The sequence below is a fragment of the Streptomyces sp. NPDC001848 genome (assembly GCF_042891915.1).
Classification (GTDB): Bacteria; Actinomycetota; Actinomycetes; order Streptomycetales; family Streptomycetaceae; genus Streptomyces.
Window position 1 is genome coordinate 52,215 of record NZ_JBIATP010000022.1, and the last position, 17,383, is coordinate 69,597.

The 17,383-nt window shown below is 72.1% G+C and carries 13 protein-coding genes; 5 read left to right on the plus strand and 8 right to left on the minus strand.

Features of this window, described 5'->3' with window-relative positions:
• Positions 1–89: 89 nt before the first annotated feature.
• The 4 genes from smpB to ftsE all read right to left on the minus strand — a co-directional run bounded on the left by smpB (position 90) and on the right by ftsE (position 3,502).
• Complete coding sequence (gene smpB / locus ACFYZJ_RS34055) at positions 90–569, minus strand: SsrA-binding protein SmpB (RefSeq protein ID WP_103841074.1); 480 nt, start codon at positions 567–569, stop codon at positions 90–92.
• 69 nt (positions 570–638) lie between these two features.
• On the minus strand, positions 639–1,799 hold the full coding sequence (locus ACFYZJ_RS34060; protein ID WP_388574726.1) for a S41 family peptidase: 1,161 nt from the start codon (positions 1,797–1,799) through the stop codon (positions 639–641).
• Positions 1,800–1,866: 67 nt separating this feature from the next.
• Positions 1,867–2,784, minus strand: a complete 918-nt coding sequence (ftsX, locus tag ACFYZJ_RS34065) for a permease-like cell division protein FtsX (protein WP_388574729.1) — start codon at positions 2,782–2,784, stop codon at positions 1,867–1,869.
• A gap of 28 nt (positions 2,785–2,812) precedes the next feature.
• Positions 2,813–3,502 carry a cell division ATP-binding protein FtsE gene (ftsE, locus tag ACFYZJ_RS34070; RefSeq protein ID WP_103841080.1) on the minus strand — a complete coding sequence of 230 codons (690 nt, stop codon included), beginning with the start codon at positions 3,500–3,502 and terminating at the stop codon, positions 2,813–2,815.
• A gap of 264 nt (positions 3,503–3,766) precedes the next feature.
• Between ftsE and ACFYZJ_RS34075 the strand changes: the two genes are divergently transcribed.
• On the plus strand, positions 3,767–3,958 hold the full coding sequence (locus tag ACFYZJ_RS34075; RefSeq protein ID WP_388574732.1) for a hypothetical protein: 192 nt from the start codon (positions 3,767–3,769) through the stop codon (positions 3,956–3,958).
• A 133-nt stretch (positions 3,959–4,091) separates the two neighbouring features.
• Here the strand turns inward: ACFYZJ_RS34075 and ACFYZJ_RS34080 are convergent, their stop codons facing one another.
• The 4 genes from ACFYZJ_RS34080 to ACFYZJ_RS34095 all read right to left on the minus strand — a co-directional run bounded on the left by ACFYZJ_RS34080 (position 4,092) and on the right by ACFYZJ_RS34095 (position 9,535).
• The gene (locus tag ACFYZJ_RS34080) at positions 4,092–4,808 is read right to left on the minus strand and encodes a hypothetical protein (protein ID WP_388574735.1); all 717 of its coding nucleotides are present in this window, start codon (positions 4,806–4,808) and stop codon (positions 4,092–4,094) included.
• 345 nt (positions 4,809–5,153) lie between these two features.
• Positions 5,154–6,260 carry a peptide chain release factor 2 gene (gene prfB / locus ACFYZJ_RS34085; RefSeq protein WP_388574738.1) on the minus strand — a complete coding sequence of 369 codons (1,107 nt, stop codon included), beginning with the start codon at positions 6,258–6,260 and terminating at the stop codon, positions 5,154–5,156.
• Positions 6,261–6,454: 194 nt separating this feature from the next.
• Positions 6,455–7,684 (minus strand): serine/threonine-protein kinase, encoded by a 1,230-nt coding sequence (locus ACFYZJ_RS34090; protein ID WP_388574741.1) that lies wholly within the window; start codon positions 7,682–7,684, stop codon positions 6,455–6,457.
• Positions 7,685–7,828: 144 nt separating this feature from the next.
• Positions 7,829–9,535 (minus strand): protein kinase, encoded by a 1,707-nt coding sequence (locus ACFYZJ_RS34095; protein WP_388574744.1) that lies wholly within the window; start codon positions 9,533–9,535, stop codon positions 7,829–7,831.
• A 584-nt stretch (positions 9,536–10,119) separates the two neighbouring features.
• Between ACFYZJ_RS34095 and ACFYZJ_RS34100 the strand changes: the two genes are divergently transcribed.
• The 4 genes from ACFYZJ_RS34100 to ACFYZJ_RS34115 all read left to right on the plus strand — a co-directional run bounded on the left by ACFYZJ_RS34100 (position 10,120) and on the right by ACFYZJ_RS34115 (position 17,242).
• On the plus strand, positions 10,120–13,407 hold the full coding sequence (locus tag ACFYZJ_RS34100; protein WP_388574848.1) for an FHA domain-containing protein: 3,288 nt from the start codon (positions 10,120–10,122) through the stop codon (positions 13,405–13,407).
• 187 nt (positions 13,408–13,594) lie between these two features.
• Positions 13,595–14,986 (plus strand): ABC transporter substrate-binding protein, encoded by a 1,392-nt coding sequence (locus ACFYZJ_RS34105; RefSeq protein WP_388574747.1) that lies wholly within the window; start codon positions 13,595–13,597, stop codon positions 14,984–14,986.
• A gap of 7 nt (positions 14,987–14,993) precedes the next feature.
• Positions 14,994–16,337, plus strand: a complete 1,344-nt coding sequence (locus ACFYZJ_RS34110) for a carbohydrate ABC transporter permease (protein WP_388574750.1) — start codon at positions 14,994–14,996, stop codon at positions 16,335–16,337.
• Positions 16,334–17,242, plus strand: coding sequence for a carbohydrate ABC transporter permease (locus tag ACFYZJ_RS34115; RefSeq protein ID WP_388574753.1), 909 nt, complete (start codon positions 16,334–16,336; stop codon positions 17,240–17,242). Before ACFYZJ_RS34110 ends, ACFYZJ_RS34115 begins: the two co-directional genes overlap by 4 nt.
• The last annotated feature ends 141 nt before the right edge of the window (positions 17,243–17,383 follow it).

Consider the following 17,383-nt stretch of genomic DNA (forward strand, 5'->3'; position numbering starts at 1 on the left):
CCCGTCGTTTCAAGGGGTTCAACACCACCGGGTGCCCGATTGTTCCCGGGTCACACCCCGCGCTCCCCGGCACCCGCCCGTGTTCCCGCTCACGCCCGCTGTCGGCGGCGCACCGCCGACATCGCCCGCTCCGCCTCGCGGCGGTCCTGCTTCTCGCGGAGCGTCTGCCGCTTGTCGTACTCCTTCTTGCCCTTCGCCAGCGCGATCTCGATCTTGGCGCGGCCGTCCTTGAAGTACAGGGACAGGGGCACGATCGTGTGACCCGTCTCCTGCGCCTTGGACTCCAGCTTGTCGATCTCGTCGCGGTGCAGCAGCAGCTTCCGCTTGCGGCGGGCGCTGTGGTTGGTCCAGGTGCCCTGGCTGTACTCCGGCACGTGCACGTTGTGCAGCCACGCCTCGTGCCCGTCCAGCTGCACGAAGCCGTCGACCAGCGAGGCCCGCCCCTGGCGCAGCGACTTCACCTCGGTGCCCATGAGGACGAGACCGGCCTCGTAGGTGTCGAGGATGTGGTAGTCGTGCCGCGCCTTCTTGTTCTGCGCGATCAGCTTGCGCCCTTTTTCCTTAGCCATAGTGCCGCCCATTTTCGCACTACAGGGGGGTGTGCGGGGAAGTCGATTACGTGGCGTCGCGGCGCGTCGCTAGGAGGCGTGGCCCAGGCCGCTGAGCACCGTCTCGGCCCGCTGCAGCGCCCCGTCGTCGGCCTCCAGGTCGGGGGTGATGCCACGGCCGTCGACGCTGCGGCCCGCGGGGGTGCGGTAGTGGCCCACGGTCAGCTCGGCGACGGAGCCGTCGGGCAGGCGGCTCGGCATCTGGATGGAGCCCTTGCCGAAGGTGCGGGTGCCCACGACGACCGCCCGGCCGCGGTCCTGGAGGGCACCGGTGAGCAGCTCGGCCGCGCTCATCGTGCCGCCGTCGACGAGCGCGACCAGGGGTCTGGCGGTGTCGCCGCCCGGATCGGCGCGCAGCACGCGCTGGTCGCCGTCGACGTCGTAGGTCCCCACCAGCCCGCCGTCGAGGAAGGCGGACGCGGCGGTGACGGCCTCGGCGACGAATCCGCCGGAGTTGCCGCGCAGGTCGAGCACGATCCCGCCACCCTCGGGCGCCCGGTCGACGGCGTCCCGGACGCGGTCGCCGGAGCCCTTGGTGAACGCGGTGACCTTGATCAGGGTGATGCCCCGGGCGAGCCGGCGCACGGTCACCGAGTCTGTGGACAGCCGGGCCCGGCGCAGCACCTCGCTCCAGGTGTGCGTGCCGCGCTGCAGCCCGAGCCGCACCCGGGAGCCGGCCCCCGCGTCGTCGGCGTCGCCGCGGAGCAGGGAGACGACCTCGGTGACGGGCCTGCCGGTGACGTCCTCACCGTCGACGCTGCGCAGCAGGTCGCCCCTGCGGATCCCGGCGCGGGCCGCGGGCGCGCCGGGCTGCACCCGGGTGACCTCGATCCGCCCGTCGCTCTCCCGCCGGGCCGACAGCCCCACGCCGGTGTACTGGCCGTCGAGGGACTCCTCCAACTCCTCGTACTCCCCCTGGGAGTAGACGGCGCTCCACCGGTCGCCGCTGCGGCTGACCGCGCGCTCGGCGGCCTCCATCGGGGACTTGCCGTCGGCCATCGCCCGCTCGGCGGCCTCGGTGACGTCGTCGTGCCCGGTCGGGGCCACCGACTCCGTGGAGGGCTTCTTCGCGTCGCTTCCGTCGAACGATCCGGTCGCGGCGCCGGCGACGAGGACACTCGTGAAGACCAACGTCAGGGCCGCCCCGTGGCGGATGCGACGGGGCTGACAGAACAGGTCACGGCCTGACATGCCGGTGAGTCTAGGACAACGCATGGGGGCGTACGGGCGGTTGCCCGTACGCCCCCATTGGCATGCGTCACACCTTCAGGTACTTGCGCAACGCGAAGAACGCGGCCAGCGCCGGCATCAGCAGGCTCGTGGCCAGTATCAGCGGCAGCTTGGTCAGGACGGCGTCCCAGCCGATGAAGTTGATCAGGTTGAGCTTGTGGGACAGGTCGAGGCCGTGGTCGATGATGAAGTACCGCGCGATCAGCAGGAATCCGCAGGCGAGGGTGCCGCCGATGAGCCCGGCGACCGCGGCCTCCATGATGAACGGCGCCTGGATGTAGAAGCCGGAGGCACCGACCAGACGCATGATGCCGGTCTCACGACGACGGCTGAACGCGGAGACGCGCACGGTGTTGACGATCAGCATCAACGCGACGACCAGCATCATCGCCATGACCGCTCGGGCGGCCCAGTTCATGCCGTTGAGCAGGCCGAAGAGGTTGTCCAGGATGCCCTTCTGGTCCTGCACCGACTGCACGCCGTCCCGGCCGTTGAAGGCGGACGCGATGACCTGGTACTGCTCCGGGTTCTTCAGCTTGATGCGGTACGACTCCTGCATCTGGTCCGGGGTGAGCGAACTGGCCAGCGGGGAGTCGCCGAACTGCTCCTTGTAGTGCTTGTAGGCCTCGTCCTGGGACTCGTAGGTGACCTTCTCGACGACCGACATCTTCTTCAGGTCGGTGAGGATCTGGTCCTTCTGCTCCTGGGTGACCGCGCCCTTGGAGCAGTTCGGGTCGGACTCCGCGTCGCTCTTGTTGCACAGGAAGATCGAGACGTTGACCTTGTCGTACCAGTAGCCCTTCATCTGGTTGACCTGATCGCTCATCAGGAGCGACCCGCCGAACAGGGCCAGCGAGAGGGCCACCGAGACGATCACCGCGAAGGTCATCGTCAGATTGCGGCGGAGACCGACACCGATCTCCGACAGTACGAACTGCGCGCGCATGGCGTCTGTTCAAGCCTTTCCGTGGAACTCAGTGCTGGTAGCCGTAGACGCCGCGCGCCTGGTCGCGGACGAGGCGGCCCTTCTCCAGCTCGATGACGCGCTTGCGCATCTGGTCCACGATGTTCTGGTCGTGGGTCGCCATCACGACGGTCGTGCCCGTCCGGTTGATCCGGTCGAGCAGCTTCATGATGCCGACGGAGGTCTGCGGGTCGAGGTTGCCGGTGGGCTCGTCGGCGATCAGCAGCTTGGGCCGGTTGACGAAGGCCCGCGCGATGGCCACGCGCTGCTGCTCACCGCCGGAGAGCTCGCCGGGCATCCGGTCCTCCTTGCCGCCGAGCCCGACGAGGTCGAGCACCTGGGGCACGGACTTGCGGATCTCGCCGCGCGACTTGCCGATGACCTCCTGCGCGAACGCCACGTTCTCGGCGACCGTCTTGTTCGGCAGGAGCCGGAAGTCCTGGAAGACCGTCCCCAGCTGGCGGCGCATCTGCGGCACCTTCCAGTTGGAGAGGCGGGCGAGGTCCTTGCCCAGGACGTGCACCTGCCCTGTGCTGCACCGCTCCTCGCGGAGGATCAGCCGCAGGAAGGTGGACTTTCCGGAGCCGGAGGACCCCACGAGGAAGACGAACTCGCCCTTCTCCACCTCGAGGGAGACATCCCTGAGTGCGGGGCGGGTCTGCTTGGGGTAGACCTTGGAGACGTTGTCGAATCGGATCACGGATGCACCACGGGCCGTCGGGGGTAGGTGAGCGTGACCATACGCGAACCGGGTACAGGAGCGCAGTCGCCGGTCGTGGTTGTGCGAGAGATGCACGTTTTGTCATAGCCCTGCGGGGTACGGAGGCGCGCTGTGACGCCCTCCACGACCACGGGTCCGGCCGAGCCCGCGCAGCGGCTCGTGGAACCTGGCACAGTGGAGTGGGAACCGTTGGGTCCCCGCAAACGTTGTGTACCCGTAAGCGGCACGAGGAGGGCGAGGCGCATGACGTACGACCGATTGGTGTGCGCGAACTGCGCGGCGCCCGTGAGCGAGGGCCGCTGTCCCGTGTGCCGCGCCAGCCGGGAGCGCCTTCAGCAGGAGAACCCGTGGTCAGGGCTGACGCCTGCGGCGCTGATCGCCCTGGTGGCCGTGCTGGTCGCGGCGGTGGCGCTGCTGGCGCACCAGACGGCGTAGCGGAGCGGGGAAGACGGAACGTAGCGGGGGACGACGGAACGTACGGGAAGGGCCCGGGGCGATGCCGCCCCGGGCCCTTCCCACGTGTCTCACGGATGGCTCACACCTGCGGGTGAGGCTGTACGCCCCTCGCTCAGGCGGCGACCCCGCCGCGGCCGTTGATCATGCGCGGCAGCACCCGGAAGCCGATACCGCCGGCGATCATCGTGGCGGCGCCCACCAGCAGGAACGCGGTCTGGCCGGCACCGGTCTCGGCCAGCTGCTTGCCGCTGGCCTGGGCGGAGGTGTCGGTGGTACCGCTGGCCGAGCCCGTGTCGGTCAGGACCGAGGAGCCCTTGCCCTGCTGGACGGGGCTGTTGCCGCCGTCCGGGTTGGTGTTGTTGCCGCCGCCGTGGCCGTTGCCGCCGCCGTGGCCGTTGCCGCCGGCCGGCGGGGTGGAGGGGGGCTCCTCCGTCGGCTCGGTCGGGTTGCCGGTGGGCTGGCCCGGGTCGGTGGGCTGACCGGGGTCGGTGGGCTGGCCCGGGTCGGTGGGCTGGCCCGGGTCGGTGGGCTGGCCCGGGTCGGTGGGCTGGCCCGGGTCGGTGGGCTGACCGGGGTCGGTGGGCTGGCCCGGGTCGGTCGGCTGGCCCGAGTCGGTGGGCGGGGTCACCGGAGCGGTCGGGATACCGGTGCTCCCGTCGGTCGGGTCGTCGTTGACACTCAGGCCGGCACCGATACCGTTCTGGTCGGCGCTCGCGCCGATCTTGATGTCGAGCGCCGAGGCGGCACCCGCGGCGGTCAGCGACGCACCGGCGGCGATCACCGCACCGGCTGCTATCCGCGCCACCCGGATCCGCGTCTTCTTGGTCATCAGGCTGCTACCCCCAGTAGCTGATCGTCATTGGAGCAGCGTCCGGGGCCACGGCACTCGGGGACGACTGTGCTGTTGAGCGAGCCCCCCGGTTCACATGCGCCCCAGATATACGCATGCCGCGCTTTACCCTTCCGATTTTTCAAAGCAACGTCAAGGCCGTTGCGCGCGCGATGTCCGATAACGCGTCTTTTACGGGAGAAGCGGGGCTGTGAGTGTGATGTAAAACCCAGACATCCGGAGACAGACAAGGCAACTGCCTCTGGAGAAGGTGCAGTTGCCTTGTCGACAAAACGCTGTTTTGCGCGGCCGGATTTCGGCGGTGCCGGGCCGACCGCGGCCGGTTTACTTCTCCTGCTGCTTGCGCCAGCGAATTCCGGCTTCGATGAACCCGTCGATCTCGCCGTTGAAGACGGCCTCGGGGTTACCGACTTCGTAGTCGGTGCGCAGGTCCTTCACCATCTGGTACGGGTGCAGGACGTACGAACGCATCTGGTTGCCCCAGGAGTTGCCGCCGTCGCCCTTGAGGGCGTCCATCTTGGCCTGCTCCTCCTGGCGGCGGCGCTCAAGGAGCTTGGCCTGCAGGACGTTCATGGCGGAGGCCCGGTTCTGGATCTGGGACCGCTCGTTCTGGCAGGTGACCACGATGCCGGTGGGCAGGTGCGTGATGCGTACGGCGGAGTCGGTCGTGTTGACGCCCTGGCCGCCGGGGCCGGAGGAACGGAAGACGTCGACCCGGAGGTCGGAATCGTCGATCTCGACGTGGTCGGACTGCTCGACGACGGGGAGCACCTCGACGCCGGCGAAGGAGGTCTGGCGCCGCCCCTGGTTGTCGTAGGGGGAGATGCGGACGAGCCGGTGGGTGCCCTGCTCGACGGAGAGGGTGCCGTAGGCGTACGGGGCCTGGACCGCGAACGTCGTCGACTTGATCCCGGCCTCTTCGGCGTACGAGGTGTCGTAGACCTCGGTCTTGTAACCGTGCCGCTCGGCCCAGCGCAGGTACATGCGCTGCAGCTTCTCGGCGAAGTCGGCGGCGTCGACGCCACCGGCCTCGGCACGGATGTTGACCAGCGCCTCGCGGGCGTCGTACTCGCCGCTGAGGAGCGTCCGCACCTCCATCTCGTCCAGCGCCTTCTTGACCGAGACGAGCTCGGCCTCGGCCTCGGCGCGGGTGTCCGGGTCGTCCTCGGCCTCGGCGAGCTCGAAGAGCACACCGAGGTCGTCGATCCGGCCGCGCAGGGCCTCCGCCTTCCGCACCTCGGCCTGGAGGTGGGAGAGCCTGCTGGTGATCTTCTGCGCCTCGTCCGGGTTGTCCCAGAGGGACGGCGCGGCCGCCTGCTCCTCGAGCACGGCGATGTCTGCCCTCATCTTGTCGAGGTCCAGAACGGCCTCGATCGACTCCATGGTCGAGGAGAGGGACTTGAGCTCTTCGGATACATCGACGACTGCCACGCATCCAGCGTAACGGCTCCGCCAAGCGCGCCATGCCGGGTGTCCGCGCGGTTACAGAGGCATCTGGAGCCGGGGAGCCGCCCCGGGGGCTGCGCCCCGGGCTCCCGGGCCCCCGTGCCGGCCTGCGGCCTCGTCCTCGGACCTCCCCCGACCTCGTGGAACAGGGACCCGGAAGGGCCGGAAGACGCAGGGACTCAGGGTGACGCCGGCGCCGAGTGCGCCGGAGGCGGTGACGTCGCCCCCGCGTCGTCCCCCGAGGTGACCCACCACGCGCCCACCCCGATCGCCGCCGCCAGGACCGCGGCCGCCACGCCCAGCGTGATCCGGCGGCGCCGGGCCGCCGCGTGGTGGCGGGCCGAGCCCGGGCGGGGGGCGCCCGGGGTGCGGGGGGCGCGGGCCGTGCCGCGGGCGCCGCCCGCCAGTTCGTCCGGGCCGGGCACCCGCATCGAGGTGTGGGTGTCCCGGTTGGAGTCCGGTTTCGCCCCGGGCACCAGGGGCACCGCTCCTCGCCGCGCCCGGGTCACCACCGGCTCCCCGGGCGCCTCGTACGGCTCCTCCACCGGCTCCGCGTCCGGTTCGTCCACGTCCAGCGGCGGCATCCCCGCCAGCAGCGGCAGCTGCTCCCGCAGCCGCGCCGCCAGCTCCGAGGCCCGCAGTCGTGACGCCGGCGCCTTCGCCAGGCACTGCAGCATCAGCTGCCACAGCTCGTCCGGGATGCCGGGCAGCGGGACGACCGTCTCCGTGACATGGCGCCGCAGGACCGCGCCCGGGTGGCCGCCGCCGAACGGCGTGAAGCCCGCGAGCAGCTCGTACAGCACCGTGGCCAGCGCGTAGATGTCCACCGCCGCCCTCGGCGGCAGACCCTCCACTATCTCCGGCGCCAGATAGTCCGGAGTGCCGATGATCTTCGTGGCCTTGCTCCGCCGCGGCGAGTCGATCAGCTTCGCCACACCGAAGTCCGTCAGCAGCGCAGGGTGCGCCCCGCCGGGGCCCAGCGGCCCCTGCATGTCGAGCAGGATGTTCTCCGGCTTCACGTCCCGGTGCACGATGCCGGCCGCGTGCGCCGCCGCCAGCCCCTCCGCCACGTCGGCCACGATCGCGACCGCCGCCTCGGGCGCGAGGCGCCGCTCCCGGTCCAGGCGGGTGCGCAGATCCGTGCCCCGGACCAGGTCCATGACGAGGGCCAGGTCGTTGCCGTCGACCACCAGGTCCCGTACCGACACGACGTGCGGATGGTCGAGCCCCAGCAGCGCCGTGCGCTCCTGGACGAAGCGGCCCACCAGCTCCTGGTCGGACGCGAGGTCCTCCCGCAGCAGCTTGATGGCGACCGGCCCGTCCGGTCCCTCGCCCAGCCACACCGTGCCGGCGCTTCCCCGCCCCAGGATCTGGTTGGCGGTGTACCGGCTGCCGATCTTCCGTGCCAAGTCTGCTCCTACTGGGGACGCGTGGTGCCGACGCGTCGACAAAACTACGCGTCCGAAGGGCCAACCTTCACCGCGGAGACGGAAATCACCCGTCAGATGTCGACAAATCCCCAAGCTCGCGGGCCGCTCACGGGCCCGTGCCCGCTACTTCTTGTTCAGCCGCCCGATCCAGTGGGCCGCGCTGGAGAACCAGTCGCTCAGCTGCTGCCAGTACGACTTCCCGGTGCCGATCCACCCCTGCAGCGGGCTGAACTCCCACACCAGCCACCCGGCCACGAACAGGATGACGATCGTGAACAGGCACCCCTTGAGGCAGCCGAGCCCCGGGATCCTCATCGGGTTGGCGCTGCGCTGCCGCGGCGGCCGGGGCTCGCGCGCGGGACGGGGGGCGGGCTGCCGGGGCTCCTGAGGCGCGGGCGCGTAGCGCTGCGGCTGCTGCGGGGCGGGCGCGTACTGCTGCCGCTGGGGCGCGTACTGCTGGGGCTGCCCCTGCGGGTAGCCGTACCCCGGCGCGGGCTGCTGCCGCTGCGGCGGGCGTTGCTGCGGATGCTGGGGGCGCGCCACCTGCCGCTGCGGGCGGCGGCGCAGCGGGTCCTCACCGGGGTCGAGGTACGCCTGGACCTGGGTCTGCTCATTGCGGTCGCGGGCCGCGCGCAGCTGGCTCTGCCAGGGGTGCGGCTCCTCCTGCCGGGGCTGCCCGCCGAGCTCGTGCGGCGGTACGGGCGGCATCACGGCGGTCGGGTCGGCGGCCCCGTTGGTGGGCAGGACGGCGGTGGGGTCGGCGGCGCCGGGCGGGGTGTGCGGCAGAACGCTGGTCGCCGCGTTCGGGTCGCAGGCGGCCGCCGGGCCCTGCGGCAGCACCTGCGTGGGGTCCGCGGAGCCGGGGACGCTCGCCGGGGACGGGTCGGGGCCGAGCAGCGCGGCCACGCCCTCGGCGGCGGCGATCTGCGCGGAGTTCGCGTGCACGCCGACGCCCTCGGCGACCACCCGGAGGGCCCGCGCGAGGTTCTCGGCGCTCGGCCGGTCGTCCGGATTCTTGCGCAGGCAGCGCTCCATCACCGTCCACAGCGGTTCGGGGACCGTGGACGGGCGGCGTGGCTCGGCGCTCAGGTGCTGGTGCAGCACCTCGAGGGCCGAGTCCCCGGAGAACGGGGGACGCCCGGTGACCAGCTCGTACAGCAGGATCCCGGCGCCGTAGACATCGACCGCGGAGGTCTGCGGGCGGCCCTCGGCGGACTCGGGGGCGACGTACGCGGGCGTGCCCACGAACTCGCTCGTGCGCGTCAGGCCGGGCGAGTCGGCCAGCCGGGCGATGCCGAAGTCGGTCAGCATCGGGTGCATCTGGCCGTCCTGCTGCGCGAGCAGGACGTTCGCGGGCTTCAGATCACGGTGGACCACGCCGTCGGCGTGGCTCGCGGCCAGCGCGTCGGCGATCTGGGCGGTGAGCAGGGCGGCGGCGACGGGGGTGAAGGGGCCGTTCTCCCGCAGGTAGCGGTGTAGGTCGGGGCCGTCGACAAGGTCCATGACCAGGGCCAGCAGATCGCCCTCGACCACCAGGTCGCGCACCCGCACGATGTTCGGGTGGGTCAGCCGGAGCAGGACGGACCGCTCCCGCAGGAACCGCATCACGACATCGGGGTCGCTCGCCAGCTCCTCCTTCAGGACCTTGATCGCCACGGTCTCGCCGGGCCGGCCCGCGACGGCCGCCTCGGCCCCCGCGGTCTCCCTCCCCCAAGCTCCTCCGACAAGCTCCGGAGCAGGGGGGACCCCCATGCGGGCTCGCCAGACGGTGCCTGTGGCGCCGCGTCCCAGCGGCTCCTCAAGGAGGTACTTGCTCCCTACCGGCCGCACGTCATGCGCTCCCTGTTGCTTGCTTCTCCGGTCGTCCACCGCGCTACCGGTGTCCCGCCCACTGTAGTGCCGACCTACTTGGCACCGAGCTGTCGACGGCCTGTGGGGTCACGTGCCGTGCATGGACGAGGTACGTATCCGGCTCCCGTACCTGTTCGATGACAAGACGCTCTCTTCGGTTCAGTTGGTTGCCCGATCCGGGCGTGACCGATCTCAAGCGGACACCGGCCGGGCACTGGTCAGGCACTTTTACGGGCAGAGCCGACCAATCAAGATCATTTGACGGTGGAGGGCGGGCGCGCTGTCGGTGGCAGGTGCGAGGATGCATCCCGTACTGGCCGATGTGCTCGTGTGCGGTGGGGGGAGTCCGCGGTGGGGGACCGTGGCACGGCTCCCGCGCCGTCCTCGGGCGCCCGCACGCGCGGGAGCCAAGGGGTGCGTCGGTGTCGAGGGGGCCAGGGTCCCCTGCTCGAAGAGCGGGGGAGCGCGGAGGCCCGCAGGACCGGGCGCGGTCGCGGTCCCGACACCGGCTCGTGTGCCTCGTGGGCGACCGCGGACGCAGACAGAAGGGACCGCTGACGGCGATGCAGATCCGGCTGACGGTCGTAGCCCCGCCGGCCCCGCCCGCGGAGTCACGGGCCCGCGCCACCGGCTGTGACGTGCTGGTCACCGCGCCCGCCGGGACGGCGCTGGCCGCGGTGGCGTCGGGCCTGGCCTCTGCGGTCGGCGGTGAGGGGGGTGCCTCCCAGCCCGAGCGAGGCCGGGAGCCGGGAACGGGCACCGTGGTGCTGTACGCGGGCACGGAGCGACTCGACCCGCAGCGCTGCACACTGGGCGAGCCGCCGCTGCTGGACGGCGCGGTCCTGACCCTTGGCGGGCCCGCGGAGCCGGGCCCGGAGCCGGACGAGGGCGCGGCCCAGCTGCACGTGGTCGCCGGCCCGGACGCGGGCGGGGTCCATCTGCTGCACGGCGGGGTGATCCGGATCGGCCGCTCCGCCGACGCCGACGTCCCGCTGGACGACCCGGACGTCTCCCGGCTGCACTGCGCGGTCACGGTCGCCGCGGACGGCCGCGTCTCGGTCGCCGACCTGGGTTCGACGAACGGCACGGTGCTGGACGGCCACCGGGTGACCGACCGCCCGGTGCGCCTCACACCCGGCGCGCTGCTGCGGCTCGGCGAGTCGGCCCTGCGGCTGGTCCCGCCCGGGGAGGTGCGGTCCGTGGGGACGGCGCCGGACGGGGAGGGGCACGTACGGCTGCGGGGGGCGGAGGCGGCGGGAGCGGAGCCCACGGATCCGGCGCGGGCGGCGACCGTGGGGCACGCGCGCGGCGAGAGCGCCGCGGCCGGGGACGGCCGCACCGGCGGTGAGGCCCACGGCGACGGGACCGCGCCGGACGGACCCGGCTCGGGTCCCGTTCCCCGGGACGGGCGCCCCTCCCCCGACGGCATCCCCGCCGCCGACACACACCACGGCTTCGGCGTCACCGGGTGGGGCGCCTCCGGCGGAGTGATCCCCGGGGCGCAGGAACACGATTCCACGGAGCCGCTGGAGCCGCCCCTTCCGGCACAGGCCGAGAGCTCACGCAAGGGCACCCCGCTGCGCGGGACGGACGTACCGCCCGGGCTGCGCAGGCGCGGCGGGTTCACGGCATGGGCACGCCGGCTGACCGGTGGCCGCGGCGAGCAGGGCGGCACCGGACGGGACGCGTACGAGGAGCGCGGGGACGCCTCCGCGCCGTCCCCGGCGCGGGCGCCCGAGAAGTGGCCGGACCCGGCGGCACTGCTGCTCACCGCGCTCGGCCCCGGTCCGCGGCTGTGGGAGCGCGGCCCGGGGCACCCGGAGGCGCTCACCGTGCGGCTGGGCACGGCGGACCGGGCGGCGCCGGACGGGTCGGGACTGCTGCCGTCGGTGCCGGTGACCGCGGGGTTGCGCGAGGTGGGCGCGCTGGGACTCGCGGGGCCGCGCGCCCGGCTGGCCGGGCTGACGCGCGCGGTGGTGGCGCAGCTCGCCGCGCTGCACTCCCCCGACCTCCTGGAGCTGGTCCTGATCAGCGCCGACCGCGCGCGCCCGCTGACGGAGCGCACCGCCGACTGGTCCTGGCTCGGCTGGCTCCCCCATCTCCGTCCGGCCCACGGCCAGGACTGCCGCCTGCTGCTGGCCTATGACCGCGAACAGGCGACGGCCCGCACTCAGGAGCTGCTGCGCCGCCTGGAGGACCAGCTGACGGACCAGGACGGCCCGCTGGCCGCCCCACCGGAGGACCCCTCGCCACGGGGGGCCGCCCACCGCCCCTCCTGGGCGCGGGACGACGCCCACGCGGGGCCGTACTCGGTGGTGGTCGTGGACGGTGACCCCGGTGGCGCCGACGTGCGGGCGGCCGTGGCCCGGCTGGCCCGGGAGGGGGCGCGGGCCGGGATCCATGTGGTCTGTCTGGCCGAGGCGCCGGCGGCCTCCCCCGCGTCGCCGGTGGCGGAGACGTACGAGGCGGCGTGCGCCGCCTCGCCGGTGTTCCGGGAGTGCGGGGCCGTCGCGCTGCTGAGCGGTGATGTGGCCACGGCGCTGCGATTGCTGCGGGTGGCGACGGGGCAGGGCGCGGACGGCGCGCGCGCACCCGTGGGGCACGGCACGGTCGCCGCCGTGGACGCGGTGTCGGCGGCGTGGGCGGAGCGGTTCGCCCGGGCGCTCGCCCCGGTGCGGACGGACGGCGGCGGTGAGCGGCACCCGCGCGTGTCGGCCCCGTTGCCCCGGACGGCCCGGCTGCTGGACGAGTTGGGGCTGGCCCGGGCCACTCCGGCGTCGCTGATGGCGCGTTGGGCGGACGCGGCGGACGACACCGCGTCACCGGGCGGGCGCGCCTGGGCGGTGCTCGGCGCCGGTCCACGCAGTCCGGTGAGCGTGGACCTCGCCGCCGAGGGACCGCATCTGCTGGTGGAAGGGCCGCCCGGCAGTGGTCGTACGGAACTGCTGCGTGCGGTCGCCGCCTCGCTCGCGTCGGCGGAGCGCCCGGACCGGCTGAGCATCGCACTCGTCGACGGCCGCGACCGCGCGGCGCACGGCGGCACGGGCGGTGACGGTCTGCGGGTCTGCACGGATCTGCCGCATGTCACGACGTATCTGGCGGCCAACGACCCGGTGCGCATGCGGGAGTTCGCGCAGTCGCTGAGCGCCGAGCTGAAGCGCCGGGCGGAACTGCTCGGGCGGCTCGGTTTCGCCGAGTGGCACATGCGGCAGGAGGTGTCGAGGCGGATCGGACCGCAGCGGTCGGGGAGCACGGAGTCGGGGGACCTCGACAGCCCGCCGAGTGTCACGCTGCGGCTGCGGCCGGGGGCGGCACGGCAGCGGGCGGAGGCCGGTCCACCGTTGCCGCGCCTGGTGGTGCTGGTCGACGACCTGGACGCGCTGCTGTCCCCCGCGCTCGGCTCGCCGGGCCGTCCGGCGGCCGGATCGGTCGTACGGGCGCTGGAGGCCGTGGCCCGGGACGGGGAACGGCTGGGTGTGCACCTGGTGGCAGCGGCGGAGCCCGGTGAGCGGACGGCTCAGTGGGAGCCCGCCCGGGCGGCCTCGCTGCGGATCGGGCTGGAGGAGGTGGCCGCGGGCGCGGACGAACCGGGCCCGGGGCGTGGGCGGTTGACACGGGCGGACGGCGGGGCGACACCGTTCCAGGGCGGCCGGATCACGGGGCGGATTCCCCGGACGGCAACCGTGCGGCCGACGGTCGTACCGCTGGAGTGGCACCGCATGGGCGATCCACCGGCCCGGCGCCCGGTGCGGGAACTGGGCAACGGGCCGACGGACCTGGCGTTGCTGGCGAGCGCGCTGGAGCGGGCGGCGCGATCGGTGTCGGCGGTGGAGGTGCCTTCGCTTCTTTGACGCCGTCTCACCCGCACCCGCCGGCCGCCGGGCCGGATCGACGTGGTAGCTGACCGTACGTCACGACGCGATCACAATCGGCCAGTTGACAGTGCAGGCGCTCTTGCCGCCCCGAACCACCCCGCGTAGACCAGAGCGCACGGACAGCAGCTCGAACGTTCGACGAGGGACGGAGAACGGGGCAGTGATGCGCAGCACGAGCAGCACCATCCGGACACTCACAGCCGCCAGGACCGCGGCCGCTGTCATCGCGGGGGCACTGGCACTCACGCTCACCGCGTGCGGCGGGAGCAACGACGACAAGGGCAGCAGCGACAAGAGCAGCGGAAGCACACAGACCGGTGGCGCGACCGTCACCCTCCCGAAGCTGGACGGGCAGAGCCTGGAGGTCGCCGCCGTCTGGACCGGCGGCGAGCAGAAGAACTTCAAGACGGTGCTCGCCGAGTTCGAGAAGCGCACCGGCGCCAAGGTCACCTTCGTGCCGGCCCAGGACCCGATCATCAACTTCATCGGGTCGAAGATCGCCGGCGGTCAGCCGCCGGACGTCGCGCTGCTCCCCCAGCCCGGCGCCATCAAGCAGGCGGTCGAGAGGAAGTGGGCCAAGCCGCTCGGCGCCGAGGCGCAGGCGGAGCTCGCCAAGAACTACTCGCAGGGCTGGCAGGACATCGGCAAGGTCGACGGCAAGCAGTACGGCGTCTACTACAAGGCCGCCAACAAGTCCCTGATCTGGTACAACGCGAAGGTCTTCGAGGGGGCGAACGGCAAGGAGCCGAAGACCTGGCAGGACCTGCTGACGGCGGCGCAGAACATCTACGACTCCGGTGTCACCCCGTTCTCCATCGGCGGCGCCGACGGCTGGACCCTCACCGACTGGTTCGAGAACGTCTATCTCTCGCAGGCGGGCCCCGAGAAGTACGACCAGCTCGCCCAGCACAAGATCAAGTGGACGGATCCGTCCGTCAAGCAGGCCCTGACCACGCTCGCCCAGATCTGGGGCAAGAAGGACTACATCGCGGGCGGCCCGGACGGCGCCCTGCAGACCGAGTTCCCGGCCTCGGTCACCCAGACCTTCACCGGCGGCGACCAGCCGAAGGCAGGCATGGTCTTCGAGGGCGACTTCGCGCAGGTCAACATCGGTGAGACCAAGGCGAGGATCGGCACGGACGCGAAGGTGTTCCCGTTCCCGGCCGTGGGCGCCCAGGCACCCGTCGTCACCGGCGGTGACGCGGCCGTCGTCCTCAAGGACTCCAAGGCGGCCCAGGCACTGGTCACCTTCCTGGCCTCGCCGGACGCGGCGACCATCCAGGCGAGGCTCGGCGGCTTCCTCTCGCCGAACAAGAACGTCGCGGACGCCGCGTACCCGAACGCGGTGCAGCAGAAGATGGCCAAGGCGCTGCTCGCGGCCGGTGACAGCTTCCGCTTCGACATGTCGGACCAGGCGCCGCAGGCGTTCGGCGGCACGCCCGGCAAGGGCGAGTGGAAGGACCTCCAGGACTTCCTGAAGAACCCGACGGACGTGGCGGGGACGCAGGCGAAGCTGGAGAAGGACGCGGCGGCGGCGTACGGGAGCGGGAGCTGATCCGGCGATGACGTCGGCCACGGCGGCAGGGGCCCCGCCGGCCCCTGCCGCACCGAAGAGTCGCAAGAGCGTGACCGGCACCCGCCGGGCCGTGGCAGCGCTGTTCCTGCTGCCCGCGCTGGTGCTGCTCGGCGCGCTCGTGGTCTACCCGATCGGGTACTCGGTGATCCGCAGCTTCCTCGACCGCTCCGGCGGCTCCTTCGCGGGAGTCGACAACTACAAGGCCCTGTTCACGGACGACGGTATCCGCACCGCGCTGAAGAACAACATCATCTGGGTGGTGTTCGCGCCGACGGTGTCGACCGCGCTGGGGCTGGTCTTCGCGGTGCTCACCGAACGGGTGCGCTGGGGGACGGCGTTCAAGCTGGTCGTCTTCATGCCGATGGCGATCTCGATGCTCGCGGCCGGGATCATCTTCCGGCTGGTGTACGACCAGGACCCGGACCGGGGCGTCGCCAACGCGGTGTGGGTGGGCGTCCATGACACCTTCGCCCCGTCGTCGGCGTTCCCGAAGGCGCACCCCGGCCGCGAGTCGCCCCTGAAGCCGGACCGGGGCGGCTTCCTCACCAGGACGACCGTGCACACGGGCGAGTGGGTCGCGCTGCCGCTGGTCGGTGTCGCCCCCGACCAGATGCCGAAGAGCGCGAAGCGGGCGGTGCGGGCCGCGCCTGAGCCGGGGAAGGTCACCGGCACGGCCTGGCAGGACTTCACGCGCGGCAAGGGCGTGGGGAGGCTGGGCGCGGTGGACCCCTCCGAGCAGGGCTACGCGGGCATGCGGATCGAGGCGGTGAAGAACGGCAGGGTCGTCGCCTCCACCAAGGCGGCCGACGACGGCACGTTCGCGCTGCCCGCAGCCGCGGACGGAGCACAACTGCGCCTCCCGGCGAGCAACTTCAGGGAGCCGTACAACGGCGTCGACTGGCTCGGCCCGGCGCTCGTGACCCCGGCGGTCATCGGCGCGTACGTGTGGATGTGGGCCGGTTTCGCGATGGTGCTGATCGCGGCGGGGCTCGCGGGCGTGCCGCGGGAGCTGCTGGAGGCGGCGCGGGTGGACGGCGCGAACGAGTGGCAGGTGTTCCGCCGGGTGACCGTGCCGCTGCTGGCGCCCGTGCTGGCGGTGGTCACCGTCACGCTGATGATCAACGTGCTGAAGATCTTCGACCTGGTCTTCATCATTCCGCCGGGCTCCTCGCAGGACGACGCGAACGTCCTGGCCCTGGAGCTGTACCGCAAGGGCTTCTCGGAGGACCAGCCGGGCATCGCGAGCGCGATCGCGGTGTTCCTGCTGCTGCTCGTCATCCCGGTGATGCTGTTCAACATCCGTCGGCTGAGGCGGGAGGTGCGGCGATGACCACGCAGGTCGGACGTCTGCCCGAGGCGGCCCCGGTCACCGTCGTCAGGGCCAGGCGGTCCCTCGGGGCGCGGCTCGCGGAGGGGGTCGGCGGCGGGCTGCTGCGCGTCTTCCTCATCGTCGTGGGGCTGTTCTGGCTGGTGCCGACGATCGGTCTGCTGCTCGCCTCGCTGCGCGCACCGGAGGACATGAACGCCTCCGGCTGGTGGACCGTCTTCAGCAAGCCCTCCCAGCTGACCTTCGACAGCTACCAGAAGCTGCTGGAGAACGGCGACATCACCAACTCGCTGCTGAACACGGTCCTGATCACCGTCCCCGCGACGGTCCTCGTCGTCGTCATCGGCTCCCTCGCGGGTTATGCCTTCGCCTGGATGGAGTTCCCCGGTCGCGACTGGTGGTTCCTGGGTGTGGTCGGCCTGCTGGTCGTGCCCGTGCAGGTGGCGCTGATCCCGATCGCCGAACTGTTCGGGAAGATCGGCCTGTTCGGCACGGTGTTCGGCGTGATCCTCTTCCACACGGGCTTCGGCCTGCCCTTCGCGGTGTTCCTGCTGCGGAACTTCTTCGCGGAGATCCCTCGCGAGCTGCTGGAGGCGGCCCGTCTCGACGGCGCGGGCGAGCTGCGGCTGTTCGCCCGGGTCGTGATGCCGCTCGGCGGCCCGGCGATCGCGAGCCTCGGCATCTTCCAGTTCCTGTGGGTGTGGAACGACATGCTGGTCGCGCTGGTGTTCACCAAGTCCGGCACACAACCGATCACGGTCGCGCTGCAGACCCAGGTGCGCCAGTTCGGCAACAACATCGACGTGCTGGCGCCGGGCGCGTTCATCTCGATGGTGATCCCGCTGGCCGTGTTCTTCGCCTTCCAGCGGCAGTTCGTGTCCGGTGTCATGGCCGGTGCGGTGAAGTAGCCCGATCGGTACGGCGGTTCGCGGGGTGGACCGGCAGCGCGGTCCACCCTTCGTCGTTCAGCGGAGGTTTGCCCAGTCGGTCCCCCACATGCCGCACGGCGCGTAACCAAACCACTCCATCGGACGTTTTCGGGCAGGTTG

Bases quoted from the DNA above. Each gene is read 5' to 3' on its own strand.
- smpB (WP_103841074.1), bottom strand. From the start codon at position 569: ATGGCTAAGGAAAAAGGGCGCAAGCTGATCGCGCAGAACAAGAAGGCG.
- ACFYZJ_RS34060 (WP_388574726.1), bottom strand. From the start codon at position 1,799: ATGTCAGGCCGTGACCTGTTCTGTCAGCCCCGTCGCATCCGCCACGGG.
- ftsX (WP_388574729.1), bottom strand. From the start codon at position 2,784: ATGCGCGCGCAGTTCGTACTGTCGGAGATCGGTGTCGGTCTCCGCCGC.
- ACFYZJ_RS34075 (WP_388574732.1), top strand. From the start codon at position 3,767: ATGACGTACGACCGATTGGTGTGCGCGAACTGCGCGGCGCCCGTGAGC.
- ACFYZJ_RS34080 (WP_388574735.1), bottom strand. From the start codon at position 4,808: ATGACCAAGAAGACGCGGATCCGGGTGGCGCGGATAGCAGCCGGTGCG.
- ACFYZJ_RS34100 (WP_388574848.1), top strand. From the start codon at position 10,120: ATGCAGATCCGGCTGACGGTCGTAGCCCCGCCGGCCCCGCCCGCGGAG.
- ACFYZJ_RS34105 (WP_388574747.1), top strand. From the start codon at position 13,595: ATGCGCAGCACGAGCAGCACCATCCGGACACTCACAGCCGCCAGGACC.
- ACFYZJ_RS34110 (WP_388574750.1), top strand. From the start codon at position 14,994: ATGACGTCGGCCACGGCGGCAGGGGCCCCGCCGGCCCCTGCCGCACCG.
- ACFYZJ_RS34115 (WP_388574753.1), top strand. From the start codon at position 16,334: ATGACCACGCAGGTCGGACGTCTGCCCGAGGCGGCCCCGGTCACCGTC.